This is a genomic window from Amycolatopsis sp. MtRt-6, from assembly GCF_017308975.1.
Lineage (GTDB): Bacteria > Actinomycetota > Actinomycetes > Mycobacteriales > Pseudonocardiaceae > Amycolatopsis.
The window spans coordinates 1-14,916 of the sequence record NZ_JADWPD010000006.1 but is presented as its reverse complement, the minus strand read 5'-3'; the positions used below and the strand labels follow the sequence as shown (position 1 = coordinate 14,916).

The 14,916-nt window shown below is 69.7% G+C and carries 10 protein-coding genes; 5 read left to right on the top strand and 5 right to left on the bottom strand.

What is annotated here, in order from left to right; all coding sequences use genetic code 11:
* Nucleotides 1-15: 15 nt before the first annotated feature.
* The 3 genes from I4Q55_RS12465 to I4Q55_RS12455 all read right to left on the bottom strand — a co-directional run bounded on the left by I4Q55_RS12465 (nucleotide 16) and on the right by I4Q55_RS12455 (nucleotide 6,622).
* Entirely contained in the window at nucleotides 16-3,519 is a 3,504-nt protein-coding gene (locus tag I4Q55_RS12465) for a DNA-directed RNA polymerase subunit beta (RefSeq protein WP_206787501.1), read from the bottom strand.
* 876 nt (nucleotides 3,520-4,395) lie between these two features.
* The gene (locus I4Q55_RS12460) at nucleotides 4,396-5,760 is read right to left on the bottom strand and encodes a helix-turn-helix transcriptional regulator (protein ID WP_242545864.1); all 1,365 of its coding nucleotides are present in this window, start codon (nucleotides 5,758-5,760) and stop codon (nucleotides 4,396-4,398) included.
* 412 nt (nucleotides 5,761-6,172) lie between these two features.
* Nucleotides 6,173-6,622 (bottom strand): type II 3-dehydroquinate dehydratase, encoded by a 450-nt coding sequence (locus I4Q55_RS12455; RefSeq protein ID WP_206787491.1) that lies wholly within the window; start codon nucleotides 6,620-6,622, stop codon nucleotides 6,173-6,175.
* A 208-nt stretch (nucleotides 6,623-6,830) separates the two neighbouring features.
* Here I4Q55_RS12455 and I4Q55_RS12450 point away from each other — a divergent pair, with 208 nt between their 5' ends.
* Entirely contained in the window at nucleotides 6,831-8,090 is a 1,260-nt protein-coding gene (locus I4Q55_RS12450) for a cytochrome P450 (protein ID WP_206787489.1), read from the top strand.
* A gap of 75 nt (nucleotides 8,091-8,165) precedes the next feature.
* On the opposite strand, the gene I4Q55_RS12445 is transcribed toward I4Q55_RS12450, so the two are convergent.
* Nucleotides 8,166-9,077 (bottom strand): transketolase family protein, encoded by a 912-nt coding sequence (locus I4Q55_RS12445; protein WP_206787487.1) that lies wholly within the window; start codon nucleotides 9,075-9,077, stop codon nucleotides 8,166-8,168.
* A complete protein-coding gene (locus I4Q55_RS12440) occupies nucleotides 9,074-9,769 on the bottom strand; it encodes a thiamine pyrophosphate-dependent enzyme (RefSeq protein WP_206787485.1) in 696 nt (231 codons plus the stop codon). The genes I4Q55_RS12445 and I4Q55_RS12440 overlap by 4 nt, the downstream gene beginning before the upstream one ends.
* 198 nt (nucleotides 9,770-9,967) lie before the next feature.
* Here I4Q55_RS12440 and I4Q55_RS12435 point away from each other — a divergent pair, with 198 nt between their 5' ends.
* From I4Q55_RS12435 to I4Q55_RS12420, 4 genes are read left to right on the top strand one after another with little or no spacing between them, the layout of a single operon-like run.
* A complete protein-coding gene (locus tag I4Q55_RS12435) occupies nucleotides 9,968-11,236 on the top strand; it encodes a cytochrome P450 (RefSeq protein WP_206787483.1) in 1,269 nt (422 codons plus the stop codon).
* A 58-nt stretch (nucleotides 11,237-11,294) separates the two neighbouring features.
* Nucleotides 11,295-12,017: a thioesterase II family protein gene (locus tag I4Q55_RS12430; protein WP_206788080.1), complete on the top strand. Its 723-nt coding sequence runs from the start codon at nucleotides 11,295-11,297 to the stop codon at nucleotides 12,015-12,017.
* A 22-nt stretch (nucleotides 12,018-12,039) separates the two neighbouring features.
* The gene (locus I4Q55_RS12425) at nucleotides 12,040-13,245 is read left to right on the top strand and encodes an acyltransferase (RefSeq protein WP_206787481.1); all 1,206 of its coding nucleotides are present in this window, start codon (nucleotides 12,040-12,042) and stop codon (nucleotides 13,243-13,245) included.
* Nucleotides 13,242-14,699 carry a bifunctional 3-(3-hydroxy-phenyl)propionate/3-hydroxycinnamic acid hydroxylase gene (locus tag I4Q55_RS12420; protein WP_206787479.1) on the top strand — a complete coding sequence of 486 codons (1,458 nt, stop codon included), beginning with the start codon at nucleotides 13,242-13,244 and terminating at the stop codon, nucleotides 14,697-14,699. Before I4Q55_RS12425 ends, I4Q55_RS12420 begins: the two co-directional genes overlap by 4 nt.
* Nucleotides 14,700-14,916: the final 217 nt, after the last annotated feature.

The following is a 14,916-nucleotide window of genomic DNA, read 5'->3' as shown; positions in this document are numbered from 1 at the left end:
CCGCTCGACACCGGATCAGTGCACGACGTCGTCCACCGAGGGCGACTCGTTGCGGGACAGGTTGATGCCGAGGTTCGCCGCGGCGCGCTCGAGGTCCTCGTCGTCGGAGTCGCGCATCTCGATCGCCGCACCGTCGCTGGAGAGCACCTCGACGTTGAGGCACAGCGACTGGAGCTCCTTGAGGAGCACCTTGAACGACTCCGGGATGCCCGGCTCGGGGATGTTCTCCCCCTTGACGATGGCCTCGTACACCTTGACGCGGCCGACCACGTCGTCCGACTTGATCGTCAGCAGCTCCTGCAGCGTGTAGGCGGCGCCGTACGCCTGCATCGCCCAGCACTCCATCTCACCGAAGCGCTGGCCACCGAACTGCGCCTTACCACCCAGCGGCTGCTGCGTGATCATCGAGTACGGACCGGTGGAGCGGGCGTGGATCTTGTCGTCGACCAGGTGGTGCAGCTTCAGGATGTACATGTAGCCGACGGACACCGGGTACGGGTACGGCTCGCCGGAGCGGCCGTCGAACAGGTTGGCCTTCCCGTTCTCCTTGACCATCCGCTCGCCGTCGCGGTTCGGCTTCGTGCTGGCGAGCAGCCCGGTGAGCTCCTCTTCCTTCGCGCCGTCGAACACCGGGGTGGCGGTGTTCGTGCCGGGCGCGACGTCGCGGAGCTCGGGCGACAGGTTCTTCGCCCAGTCCGGGTCGCCCTCGATCGTCCAGCCCTGCGACGCCAGCCAGCCCAGGTGCAGCTCGAGGATCTGGCCGATGTTCATCCGGCGCGGCACACCGTGGGTGTTCAGGATGATGTCGACCGGGGTGCCGTCCTCCATGAACGGCATGTCCTCGACCGGCAGGATCTTGCCGATGACACCCTTGTTGCCGTGCCGGCCGGCGAGCTTGTCGCCCGGCTGGATCTTGCGCTTCTGGGCCACGTAGACGCGGACCAGCTCGTTGACGCCCGGGGGCAGCTCGTCGTCGTCCTCGCGGGAGAACACCCGGATGCCGATGACCTTGCCGGTCTCGCCGTGCGGCACCTTCAGGGAGGTGTCGCGGACCTCGCGGGCCTTCTCGCCGAAGATCGCGCGGAGCAGGCGCTCCTCCGGGGTCAGCTCGGTCTCGCCCTTCGGCGTGACCTTGCCGACCAGGATGTCGCCGTCGCGGACCTCGGCACCGATGCGGATGATGCCGCGCTCGTCGAGGTCGGCCAGGACCTCCTCGGAGACGTTCGGGATGTCCCGGGTGATCTCCTCGGCGCCCAGCTTGGTGTCGCGAGCGTCGATCTCGTGCTCCTCGATGTGGATCGACGTCAGCACGTCGTCCTGCACCAGGCGCTCGGAGAGGATGATCGCGTCCTCGTAGTTGTGGCCCTCCCACGGCATGACCGCGACCAGCAGGTTCTTGCCGAGCGCGACCTCACCGTTTTCGGTGGACGGGCCGTCGGCGATGACCTGGCCGGCTTCCACCCGGTCGCCCTCGTTGACGATCGGGCGGTGGTTGAAGCAGGTGCCGTGGTTCGAGCGGCGGAACTTGTAGAGGCTGTAGCTCTTGCGCGTGCCGTCGTCGTGCATGACCGTGATCAGGTCGGCCGACAGCTCCTCGACCACGCCCGACTGCTCGGCGACCAGCATGTCGCCGGAGTCGATCGCGGCGCGCAGCTCCACGCCGGTGCCGACGTACGGCGCCTGGCTGCGGAGCAGCGGCACGGCCTGACGCTGCATGTTCGCGCCCATCAGCGCGCGGTTCGCGTCGTCGTGCTCGAGGAACGGGATCATCGCCGTCGCGATCGAGACCATCTGCCGCGGCGACACGTCCATGTAGTCGATGTCGAGCGGGTCGATCAGCTCGACCTCGCCACCCTTGCGGCGGGCCATGACGCGGTCTTCGACGAAGTTGCCCTCGTCGTCGATCGGCGCGTTCGCCTGGGCCTTGACGTACCGGTCTTCCTCGTCCGCCGTCAGGTAGTCGATCTGGTCGGTGACCCGGCCCTCGACGACCTTGCGGTACGGCGTCTCGATGAAGCCGAACGGGTTGACCCGCGCGTAGGAGCAGAGCGAGCCGATCAGGCCGATGTTCGGGCCTTCCGGCGTCTCGATCGGGCACATCCGGCCGTAGTGCGACGGGTGGACGTCACGGACCTCCATGCCGGCGCGCTCACGCGACAGACCACCCGGGCCCAGCGCGTTGAGGCGGCGCTTGTGGGTGAGGCCGTCGATCGGGTTCGTCTGCTGCATGAACTGCGACAGCTGCGAGGTGCCGAAGAACTCCTTGATCGCCGCGCCGATCGGGCGGATGTTGATCAGGGTCTGCGGGGTGATCGCCTCGACGTCCTGCGTGGTCATGCGCTCGCGGACGACGCGCTCGGTGCGCGACAGGCCGACCCGGATCTGGTTCTGGATCAGCTCGCCGACGGTGCGGATGCGACGGTTGCCGAAGTGGTCGATGTCGTCGGTCTCGACCGGGATCTCGGTGCCGTTCGCGGCGTCCATCTTGTCCTCGCCGGCGTGCAGCCGGACCAGGTACTCGATGATCGTGACGATGTCCTCTTCGGTCAGCGTCCCGTTGTCGATCGGCGTCGACAGGCCCAGCTTCTTGTTGACCTTGTACCGGCCGACCTTGGCCAGGTCGTAGCGCTTCGCCTTGAAGAACAGGTTCTCCAGCAGGGTCTGCGCGCTCTCCTTCGTGGGCGGTTCGCCCGGGCGGAGCTTGCGGTAGATGTCGAGCAGCGCCTCGTCGGTGCCGGCGGTGTGGTCCTTCTCGAGGGTGGCGAGCAGGGTCTCCGAGAAGGAGAAGCGCTCGCGGATCGCCTCGGTGGTCCAGCCGAGCGCCTTCAGCAGCACGGTGACAGGCTGCCGGCGCTTGCGGTCGATGCGGACGCCGACGGTGTCGCGCTTGTCGACGTCGAACTCCAGCCAGGCACCCCGGCTCGGGATGACCCGGACGCTGAAGACGTCCTTGTCGGAGGTCTTGTCGATGTCCTTGGAGTAGTAGACGCCCGGCGAGCGGACCAGCTGGGACACCACGACACGCTCGGTGCCGTTGATGACGAAGGTGCCCTTGTCGGTCATCACCGGGAAGTCGCCCAGGAAGACCGTCTGGCTCTTGATCTCGCCCGTGTTGTTGTTGACGAACTCCGCCGTGACGAACAGCGGGGCGGCGTACGTCATGTCCTTGTCCTTGCACTCTTCGATCGAGGCCTTGACCTCGTCGAAGCGCGGGGCGGAGAAGGACAGGGACATCGAACCGGAGAAGTCTTCGATCGGCGAGATCTCGTTGAGGACCTCTTCGAGGCCGCCGACCGGGTTCTCCTCACCCTCCTCGACACGGCGCTGGAACCACGCTTCGTCCCCGGTGAACCACTGGAACGACTGGATCTGGACGTCGAGCAGGTTGGGGGTGTTCAGGGGTTCGCGAATCTTTGCGAAGGAAACCCGCTTGGGCGCGCCGGGGATTCCCGTGGCCTCCGAGCGAGATTCAGCCGAGTTGGTCGCAGCAGTGGCCTGGTTCGCGGGAGAGACTGCCAAGATGCGTCCTTCCGGGGACAATGAGCGGTGACGGCCGCCATAGCAACAGCTATGAGCGACTGTCAAGGGTGCCGTGTGCCCACTATCCTAACTACCGGCTCCGGGCAGCCTGAAAGAGGGCAGCGCAAAGAGGCAGTCTAGCCCGAACGTCGCGGCTTGTCCAGGGGGCGCTCCCGATGGGGCCCAGCCTGCTTCGCAACGTCTTCAGGTATGCCTCCGGGCGACCCGGAGGTCCCTCCCGCAAGGGCCTCGGTTTCGCCGTCGGGAGTAAGCGTGACCCCACCGGAGCTTCCAGTCAAGATGCCACACGGGGGTCCCGCCGGTTGGCGCAGCGTGGAAGAGGTTCAGCGGAGCGTGAGCGGCCGAATATCATTCCAGCTACCAGCCGGTAACGCCACCTTGGTGGGTTCTACCTGGGGTTTCGGGGGCGGGGTGGGGGTATGGCGTAGGCCACGGGGTAGGAACCGGTGGCGGCTGGGGTGGGCGGGATTTCCGGTCGGGTTGAGGGGTGGATCGGTGGGGTCCGGAGTGAGCTGGGGGGCCTCGGGGACGGGCGCGCGCCGGGCAGCTGCGTGGGCCGAGCAGCCGAGGATGGCGTACTGGGCGCGAGGGCGCGGCGACCACGCGGACGACTGCGCACCGAGACCAGGCCGGCCCGCGCGCACAGCTACATACGGACACACACAGACGCACCCCGATACGAAGGAGCGGCGGCGAGAGGCTGCCGGAGCCACCAGCGACCTCGCCGACCGTCTCCCGGGACTGCGCCGGGGCTGCGCCGGCGACCACCACTGCCACGGCACCGGGGCAGCGGCGCGCACCGAACGTGTCACCGGCGTCGTGGGCTGCGCTGCCCTTCACGACGCCGGCGTCTCGTCAGGAGACCATCTTCCAGGCGGCCGCCAGCTCGACTCGTGAGGTGATGTCCATCTTCTGGAAAACCTTCTTCAGGTGGAACGCGACCGTGTGCCGGGAAATGAACAGCTGCCTGCCGACCTCGTTGTTGGTGTTGCCCTGGCTCACCAGCTCGGCCACCGCGAACTCCGTGCTCGTCAGCCCGTGCGGGACCACTCCTTCGCATTCCACGTTCCGGGCCGTGCGCCGCATCACGCCGAATTCACGGAGTTTGTTCACCACCCGTGCCGCGTCGCGGGTGGCGCCGACCGCCGCATACGTGTCCAATACCGATTCGAGAATGCGGCTTGTTCGATCGCGCTCCGACGAGCGGCCCGCCAGCAAGTTGGCCAGGTCCTCGCGCGCGGATGCCGCGCACCACCGGTCCGGATGGATTTCGGCCGCTTCACCCAATTTGGCCTTGTCCTTTTCCAGCAAACCGGCCGCGTGCAGGGCGGAGCCGCGGATGACACTGAATTCCGATTGCTCGGCGGCGATCGCGGTGGCCGCGTCCACCGTGAGCTTCGCCAGGTCCTCCGCGCCCAATTTGCCGCAGACGCGGACCAGCCAGGACGCCGCCGCCGGCTCCGAAACGAGGAGCTGCCGGAGCACCACCGGATTCGTCACGATGCCGGCGATGAGGCTCGCGGCGCTCTCCACACCGCTGCGCGCCTCGACCGCCTGCGCCGCCACCCACGCGCCCGGCGCCTGCCCGAAATACCCCAGCAGGGCTTCGTCCGCCAGCTTGTCGACGAAGTGCCGGCAGGCCCGCATGTCCGCCCGGCGCAGCGCGCCCAGCGCCAGTACGACGTAACTCGGCGGCCGCAGGGACCGGTCGCCGCACCCTTCGGCGATCTGCAGACCCGTGCTGATCTCGGTCATCGCCCCGTCGACGCTGCCCATGGCGAACAGCAGGCTGCCCCGGACGTTGTGCGACACCGCCGTCATGCGCTCCGACGGCGAGCCGCTCCGGGTCGCTTCGACCGCGTCGAGCACCCGGCGGCCCGACTCGAGCTCCCGCGCCTTGATGAGCAGCCCGACGTACCAGAACTGGGCCAGGTCGTAGAGCTCCGGGGCGTCCTCACGACTGCCCGCGGCGGCCGCCTTGGCGCATTGCAGACCCCGGTCGAGTCGCCCGTCGAACCACGAAGAAGCAGACCTCCGGAGGAATCCCGCGGTGTCGCAGGACCGCTGCATCAAATCGTCGCCGAATCCGGTGAATGGATTTCTCGGCACATGCAAGGTGGATACGTCCAACATCGGCCATCCCCAGAAATAGACGAAGAGAATCGATCTTACGGCGCGCCGTGCTGCCGCGAATTTCGCACCACCGGCCGCGGACGGCATGGCCGCAGAGGGCCGCCCAACCAAGCCAATGTAATGCGCACCGCGTCAAATCACCGTTCCTGGCGCAGCGGATTGATCAATGTGCAGGGGCGCGCAGGCAGGACAAAAATGAGCGCGCCACAGCCACCTCCCAGTTGGCTTGTGAAGGATTAACCTCTTTGCTCAGCCCACGATAGCTTCGGCCGAACCCCTCCCCCGCACCACTGTGACTACAGTCACAGTCTTCTGGAATGCTCTCCACGCGCCAAAACCCTTGCGCAGCAACAAGATTCTCTGCCCTACCGATGCTTGGATCAGCCTACTGGCCTAGGGGCGTGTTCGGTTAGTAGTCAACCAACCGTCTTCCGGAACTATGTCCCATTTGCCCGTCTTGGGTCGTGAACCGGCCCGGGGACGCACTTCCACGAGCGCCTCACAGATCCGGATTACCCGCAACCAGATGCAGCAGTGCCTGTGCCGCCAGCCGGTAGCCGAAGGCACCCAAACCGACCACCACGCCACTGGCCAGCGGGGCGATGACCGATTCGTGCCGGAACTGCTCGCGCGCCCACACGTTGCTCAGGTGCACCTCGATCCACGGCGGCGCGTAGCTCGCCAACGCGTCACGCAGGCTCCAGCCGGCGATCATCAGCGCTCCCGGGTTCACGATGGCGCCCACCGTGGTGCCGTGGTGCTCGTGGATCGCGCTGACCAGTTCGCCCTCGCCCTCGCGCTGGATCGACACGACCTCCCACCCGCGGGGACGCACCTCTTCGGCGACGGCTTTCTCGATGTCGGCGAGCGTGTCGGTGCCGTAGATCTCGGGCTCGCGCCGGCCCAGCACACCCAGGTTCGGACCATTCAGGAGAAGGACGACGCTCACGGGACACCTCATTCGGCGTTGGGCCAGTCGGACCACCCCATGCTGTCGGCGCCGTCCACACCGGACCACCCTTACCTTGATAGTCGCCTTCCCCGGCCGCGCAGACCTATCAGACCGAGGGATGCCCGGCCCGCGGCGCCGTGCCTAGGCTCCGGACTGACCAGGCCAGTCGCGGGCCGCGCGCTATCGGGAATGGAGTTCCGCCGCAGTGACGACCAAGGTGACCGAGTCCGGCAACGAATCGATGCGCTCGCCCCTTCCCGAGCAGTACGTCCGGCGCGAGGACCCCTTCTCCGTGCCCGCCGCCCTGGTGGCGGCGGCCGGCCAGGGCCCGATCGTCAGGGCGCAGCTGGCAGGCGGCGACCTGTTCTGGCTGGTGTCCGGCTTCGACGAGGCCCGCGCGGTGCTGTCCGACCCGCGGTTCTCCTCCGACCGGTTCAGCTACCACCCCCGGTTCAAGGAGCTGCCCGAAGAGGTCCGGGACCGGCTGCGCAACGACAAGGCGCGCGCCGGGTCGTTCATCAACATGGATCCCCCCGAGCACACCCGGTACCGCAAGCTGCTCACCGGGCAGTTCACCGTCCGCCGGATCCGCGAGCTCGGCGCCCGGATCGAGGAGATCGTCGCCGGGCAGCTGGACGCCATGCTGGCCAAGGGGAACACCGCCGACCTGATGGCCGACTTCGCCTTCCCGGTCCCGTCGCTGATGATCTGCGAGCTGCTCGGGGTGCCCTACGCGGACCGCGGGGAGTTCCAGGAACGCGCGAAGCTGCTGCTGAGGATGGATCTGCCGGTCAAGGAGGGCATGGAGAACTTCGAGGCCCTGCGCGCCTTCATCCAGCGGCTGATCGACGAGAAGCGCGCCGACCCCGCCGACGACCTGCTCTCCGGCCTGATCCACCACGCGGGGGCCGACCCCGCGCTCACCGACGACGAGCTCGTCAACATCGCCAACCTGCTGCTCCTCGCCGGCTACGACACCACGGCGAGCATGCTGGGACTGGGCATCTTCGTGCTGCTGCAGCGCCCGGACCAGCTCGCCGCGCTGCGCGACGACCCGTCCCGCACCGAGGACGCCGTCGAAGAGATGCTGCGCTACCTGTCGGTGATCAACCCGGGCCTCTTCCGGTTCGCCACGGAAGACCTGGAGTTCGGCGGCGAGCAGATCCCGGCCGGCTCGACGGTGGTGGTCTCCGTGCTGGCCACCAACCGCGACGCGCAGCACTGGCAGGACCCGCAGGAGCTGGACGTGACGCGGGCCCGCGGCCCGCACCTGGCCTTCGGCCACGGCGTGCACCAGTGCCTCGGCCAGCAGCTAGCCCGGATGGAACTGCAGATCGGCTACCCCGAGCTACTGCGCCGGCTGCCCGGGCTCCGCCTCGCCGTGCCGCCGGAGGAAGTCACCTTGCGCAACGACATGCTGACCTTCGGGGTGCACACGCTGCCGGTCGTCTGGGACGCGCCCTGACCTTGTTACTACTGCATGCTGCGTGCCGAAAGGGCCGGTCCGGAGTTCATCCGGGCCGGCCCTTTCGGCATGCGGTCAGCCGATGAAGTCCCCGATCGACGCGGCCAGGCTCGCCGCGTCCACACCCAGCAACCGGTCGTGCTCCTCGGCCGTGCCGTACACCCGGGCCTCGCGGTCGCGCCAGGTGCCGAAGGAGCGCAGCCGGTGGGGGACGTCGGCGAGGGCCTCGCCCACCTCGAACGCCGAGGTGCCGCGCAGGTACGGCTCGACCAGCGCCACGTCCGGCCGTGCCGCGGCCACCGCGTCGCGCAGGCCCGCGTGGTCGAACGGGCGGATCGTCGACGCGTACAGCACCGTGACGTCCAGCGTCTCCGTCGCCGCGAGCACCTGGTCCAGCACCGGGCCCACCGCGAGCACCACGCCCCGGCCGCCGCGGCGCAGCACGGTGAAGCCGTCGGACACCGGGACCGCCTCGGCGTTGGCCCGCTCGGACAGGCGGACGTAGACCCGCCCGTCGCCGGCGATCGCCTGGCGCAGCAGCGGGGCGACCTCGTCCTCGTGGCCCGGCACGTGCACCGTCCAGCCCGGCAGCGTGTCGAGCAGCGCCACGTCGCCGGGGGCCTGGTGGGTGCGGCCCCACGACGGGTCGTCGTAGGAGGCGCCGACGCTGACCAGCACCGCGCCGACGTCCTGGTGGCCGAGGCCGATCTTGATCTGCTCGAAGGGCCGCTCGATCAGGAACGGCCCGTAGGTGTGCACCATCGGCCGCATCCCGGCCAGCGCGAAGCCGCCGGCGATGTCGATCATCGCCTGCTCGCGGATGCCGAGGTTGACCACCCGGTCCGGGTGCTCCTTCTTGGCTTCCCAGAAGAACCACGACGAGATGTCCGCGGTCAGCACGACCAGCCGGGGGTCCGCGTCGAGCGACTCGACCACGGTCTCGGCCCAGACGGTCCGCATCTGCTTCCTGGTCAGCTGGGCGGTCATGCCGCGCTCCCTTCCGCGAACGGGAGGATCTCCGCCACGACGACCTGCGGCCGTCCGTCGGGCTCCCTGGTGAGTGCTTCGTACAGCGCGTCGTGGTCACGGCCGTTCACCGTGCTCGCCCGCCAGTCCTCGCCGGCGAAGCGGGCGGCGATCCCGCCCGGCCAGCCGAGGCTCGCCGTCTTGTTGTCGATGACGATCGCGGTGAGGCGGTCGAGCCCGAGGCGGCCGGCGATCGCCATCGTCTCGTGGTTGCTGCCTTCGTCGAACTCGCCGTCGCCCAGCAGCACGAACACCCGGGCGTCGTGGTGGCCCTGCGCGCGCAGCGCGAGCGTGGTGCCCACCCCGAGCGGGAGCCCGTGCCCGAGGGAGCCGGCGCTGATCTCCACGCCGGGCGCCAGGTTGCGGTCCGGGTGCATGCCGAGCGGCGAGCCGAACGTCCGCCAGGTGTCCAGGGTTTCCGGTTCGATGAAGCCCTTCGCGGCGAGCATCGTGTAGTACGCCATCGGCCCGTGGCCCTTGGACAGGTAGAACCGGTCCCGGCCGGGGTCGTCGATGTTCTCCGGCGACACGTTCAGCACGCGGTCGTAGAGCACCCAGAGGACGTCCAGCGTGGATGTCGCGGCCGCCAGGTGCTTGTCGTCCCCGGTCAACCTGGCGAACAGGCCTTTTATCGTCTCTTCTGTCGTCAGCATTCGCGCTTCCTCGGTCGCTGCGGGCACGAGTCCTGTCGCAGGCTAGGTCGTGCGCGGGCCGCCGGGCATCCCCCGACCTGATAGCGCCGGACCGCCATTGTCCACAGAGGACAAACCGAGCACTGTCAGGTTGGGGGATGTCAACGGGCCGGGCCTTTCCTACGCTCCGAACGTCCGCCACCAGGAAAGGGGAGGTCCATGACCGCCACTGCCGGGCCGAAGGCCGAACCGGTCGACCTGCTGTCGCCGGAGGTCGTCGCCGACCCGTTCGGCTGGTACGCGCGGTTGCGCGAAGAACCCTTGGCCGGGCACGGGACGCTGAACCTCGGCACCATGATGGGCGGGCCGGACATGTGGCTGGCCACCCGCTACGACGACGTGCTGCAGGTGCTCACCGATCCGCGGTTCCTGACGAACCCGCCGGCGGACTCGCCGATGGCCGACATCCGCGACGGCATCTTCAAGCGGATGAACTTCCCCGAGGACCTGATCCCGTGGATGGCCAACAAGCTCAACTCCGCCGACGGCGAGGAGCACACGCGGCTGCGCAAGCTGGTCTCCTACCTGCTGACCGCGCGCCGCGTCAACGCGCTGCGGCCCCGCGTCGAGAAGATCACCGAGGACCTGATCGACCGGATGGTCGCCCAGAGCTCCGACGGCTCGCCGGTCGACCTGGTCGAGGAGTTCTGCTTCCCGCTGCCGGTCACGGTGATCTGCGAGCTCGTCGGCATCGACGAGGAGGACCGCGCCGACTGGCACGCCTGGGGCAACGCGATGGCGACCATGGACGCCCCGAACATCCCGCCCGCCCTGCGCAAGTGCATCGCCCTCTCGCGGGAGCTGATGGCCCGCCGGCGCGTCGAACCGAAGGACGACCTGGTCACCGCGCTCGTGCAGGCGCAGGCCGAAGACCCCTCGCGCGTCTCCGACGACGAGATCGTCGGCATCCTGTTCAGCCTCGTCACCGCCGGGCACCAGACGACGACCTACCTGATCGGCAACTCCGTGCTCTTCCTGCTCGAACACCCCGAGCAGCTCGCGCGGCTGAAGGCCGACCCGTCCCTGTGGGCACAGGCCGTCCGGGAACTGCAGCGGCTGGGGCCCCTGCAGTTCACGCAGGTGCGGTTCCCGTCGGAAGACGTCGAGCTGGGTGGCGTCACGATCCCGCGGGGCGCGCCGGTCGCGCCGCTGCTGCTGGCGGCCAACACCGACCCGCGCAAGTTCCCGGAGCCGGACAAGCTGATCGTCGACCGGCTGACCGTGGCCAACGAGACGCACCTGTCCTTCGGCAAGGGCATCCACCGCTGCCTGGGCCAGCACCTGGCCTACCAGGAGGCCGAGGTGGCGCTGCACGCGCTGTTCACCCGGTTCCCGAACCTGTCGCTGGCCGTGCCGCGGGACGAGCTCCCGTGGATCCTGCGGCCCGCGTTCACCCGGACCAAGACCCTCCCCCTCAACCTCGCCTGAGCGCGGGGAAACCGCGAAAGGCAGTCCGCTCGTGCTCCGACCCGACGCCGAGAAGTGGTTGCGCCGTTTCGAGCGGGCCCCGGACGCCGCTGTCCGCTTGGTGTGCCTGCCGCACGCCGGCGGCTCGGCCAGCTTCTTCTTCCCGCTGGCCAAGGCGCTGGCGCCCGCGGTCGAGGTGCTGGCGGTGCAGTACCCGGGGCGCCAGGACCGGCGGCACGAGCCGCCCGTCGGCAGCATCACCGAGCTGGCGGAGCGGATCCTGGCCGTGCTGCGCCCGTTCGACGACCGGCCGCTGGCGCTGTTCGGCCACAGCATGGGCGCGATCATCGGCTACGAGCTCGCGCTGCGGCTGCCCGCACCCGCGCACCTGTTCGTCTCCGGCCGCCGGGCGCCGTCGCGCTACCGCGAAGACGACCTTCGCGGTGTCTCCGACGAGCGGCTCGTGGCCGAGCTGCGGAAGCTGGGCGGTTCCGACGCGGCCATGCTGGCCGACCCCGAGCTGCTGGCGATGATCATGCCCGCCATCCGCGGCGACTACCGGGCGGTCGAGTCGTACCGGCACGAACCCGGACGGCGGCTGGCCTGCCCGGTCACGGCGTTCACCGGCGACCGCGACCCGCGCGTGTCCGTCGGCGAAGCCCGCGCCTGGGCGGAGCACACGACCGGGCCGGCCGAGCTGCACGTGCTGCCGGGCGGCCACTTCTTCCTGGTCGAGCAGGCCGCCCCGATGATCGCGACGATGACCGAAAAACTGGCCGGCACCGCACTGAGCCGGCCGTGACCGCGACGCTCTGGAGGAACTCGTGACGCGAGCTGGTGTCCGGCGTGCGTTGGCGCCCAGCGAACGGATCCACGCCGTCAAGGAGGCGTACATCGGTTACACGGTGCGCGCGACCGGCCGGCTGGATCCCGAAGCGCTGACCACCGCGTTCGAAGCGGTGTACCGCGCCTACCCGCACCTCGCGGCCCGGGTGGAGGTCACCGAAGACGGCGTCGTGCTGGCCGAGTCCGGCGCGCGGCCGGAGATCCGGTTCGCCGACGGTGACCCGGGCCGGCCCCTGTCCGGGCTGGACCTCGACCAGAGCCGGGCGCTGAGCGCGCTCAACGTCGTCCGCGACGGCGACGAGGCCAGTGTCTGCTTCGCGCTTCAGCACAGCGTCGGGGACGCGCACCACGCCACGGCGATCCTCTCGACGCTCTGGTCGTGCTACACCGACATCGTCGAAGGCGTGCCCGTCGACCTGCCCCGGCAGCCGTTCCCCCGGTCGCTCGAGGACCTGCTCGCCGAGCGGGGCATCCACGCCGACGGTCCGCCGCCCGCCGGGCCGCCGCCGGCGGTGTCCCCCGCGGAACCGGTCGTCCGCCACGTCGTCCAGCACCGCCTGACCGAGGCCGAAACGACGGCGCTGGCGGATCTCGGGCACCGCGAGAAGGTGACGATCAACGGCCTGGTGTCGGGCGCGATCCTGCTCGCCGAGGCCGAGCTGCGTGACATGCCGCTGACCGACCTGGTGTACCGGTACTCGGTGAACCTGCGCAGCCGGCTCGCTCCGCCGGTCGGCGCGACCGAGGGCACGAACGTGCTCGGCGGCGTCGGGTTCAAGGTGTCCCCCGGGACGGCGCCCGACGCCGTGGTGATCGGCCGGGCGATCGGCGACGAGCTGCGGGCCGGCCTGGCCGACGGCTCCGTGCAGCGCAGCATCCTGGACATGTTCTCGCGGCCCGCCGCCGCGAAGCCGTGGGACCCGAAGCTGGCCCTCGCCGTGGTCAGCATCATGAACTGGGGCGTGGCGCCGCCGATGCGCACGCCGGCCGGGCTGCGGCTGACCAACCTGCACTCCGCGTCCCGGATGCGTGAGACCCTCGCCCTCGGCGGCTACGTGCTGAGCACCTTCGGCGGCCGGGTCGGGATCGACCTGGTGTGGCCCGAAGGCGATCCGTCGCTGCCCGGCCGCGTCGCCTGCGTGCGCGATCGGGTGAGCCACGTGCTGCGGAACGAGCTCCCGTGACGGACACGGACGTCGTCGTCGTCGGCAACGGCCCGATCGGCGCGACGCTGTCGGTGCTGCTGGCGCAGCGCGGCCGGCGGGTGACGGTGCTCGAACGCCGGCCCCGGCCGTACCGGCTGCCCCGGGCGACCAGCTTCGACGGCGAGACCGCCCGGCTGCTGGCCGCCACCGGCATCGGCGGCGACCTCGCCGGGATCACCGAGCCGGCCAACGGCTACCAGTGGCAGACCGCCGACGGCCGGACGCTGCTGGACATCGCCTTCTCGACCACCGGCCGGTACGGCTGGCCGGACGCGAACACGATGCACCAGCCGGCGCTGGAGGAGCTGCTCGCGGCCCGGGCAGAGGCCCTCTCCGGGCTCACTGTCCTGCGCGGGTACGAGGTGGTGGCCATCGCCGACGGCGAATCGGGCGTCGAGGTGACCGCCGTCGACGAAGACGACGTGCCGCGGACGATCTCGGCCCGGTGGGTCGTGGGCTGCGACGGCGCGAACAGCTTCGTCCGCGAGCACCTCGACGTGCCGGTGACCGACCTCGGCTTCTCGTACGAGTGGCTGCTCTGCGACGTCCGGCTGAACGAGCCGCGCGAGTTCGTGCCGACGAACGTCCAGATCTGCGACCCGGCCCGCCCGACGACGCTCGTCGGCAGCGGTCCCGGCCGCCGTCGCTGGGAGTTCATGCGGCTGCCCGGGGAAAGCCCGGCGGAACTGAACAAGGATGAGACGGCGTGGCGGCTGATGGCGCCGTTCGGCGTCACCCCGGAAACGGCCACGCTGCTGCGCAGCACGACGTACATCTTCCAGGCCCGCTGGGCGGACCGGTGGCGGGTCGGGCACGTCCTGCTCGCGGGCGACGCGGCGCACCTGATGCCGCCGTTCGCCGGCCAGGGCATGTGCTCCGGCGTCCGTGACGTCACGAACCTGGCGTGGAAGCTGGACCTGGTACTGGGCGACCTGGCCGACGAGTCCATTTTGGACACGTACGAGCCGGAACGCCGGGAGGCGGCGAAGGAGGCGATCCTCGCGTCGGTCCAGCTGGGCCGGGTGATCTGCGTGACGGACCCGGCGGCGGCCGCTTCGCGGGACGAGACGGTGCTGGCGAACCGGCGGGGGAAGCCCGCGGGGCGCCCTGAACCGGCGGCGCCGCTCACGGGCGGACTGTTGCACGAGAGCCCGGGGGCGGGTGTGGTGGTGCCGGACGGGCCTGGCGTCGGTCCGGGCTTCGTGCTGCTCACCACGGAGGAGTACGACTCGCCGTTCCTCGCCTCGCTGGGGACTCGCGTGGTGAAGCCGGCTGACGACGTCCTGCGGTCGTTCCTGGCGCGGTACGGGGCGACTTCGGCGCTGGTGCGGCCGGACTACCACGTCTTCGGCACCGCGAGCGGGCCGCGGGGGCTCGAGGAGCTGGTGGCTGAGTTCCGGGACCGGCTTCGGGCCGCGGTTCCGGCTCGCTGACGGTCCGGCTCATGCGCCCCAATGTGGCCTTCGGTGCGTCCAACGCACCCAATGTGGCCTTCGGTGCGTTCAACGCAACCAAGGCCACATTGAGGTTTTCTCAGTAGCGGTGTGTGTGGATAAGGCGTGGGGCCCCTGGTAGGACTGGATTTGCGAAGATCAAGTCCGAGGTTCCAGAGGCCCCACGTGATCAATTATGGTGCCACCCTCGATGTGG

Excerpts from the sequence above, each read along its gene's own strand:
- I4Q55_RS12460 (WP_242545864.1), bottom strand. The coding sequence starts at position 5,760 with ATGCCGTCCGCGGCCGGTGGTGCGAAATTCGCGGCAGCACGGCGCGCC.
- I4Q55_RS12445 (WP_206787487.1), bottom strand. The coding sequence starts at position 9,077 with ATGACCGCCCAGCTGACCAGGAAGCAGATGCGGACCGTCTGGGCCGAG.
- I4Q55_RS12440 (WP_206787485.1), bottom strand. The coding sequence starts at position 9,769 with ATGCTGACGACAGAAGAGACGATAAAAGGCCTGTTCGCCAGGTTGACC.
- I4Q55_RS12435 (WP_206787483.1), top strand. The coding sequence starts at position 9,968 with ATGACCGCCACTGCCGGGCCGAAGGCCGAACCGGTCGACCTGCTGTCG.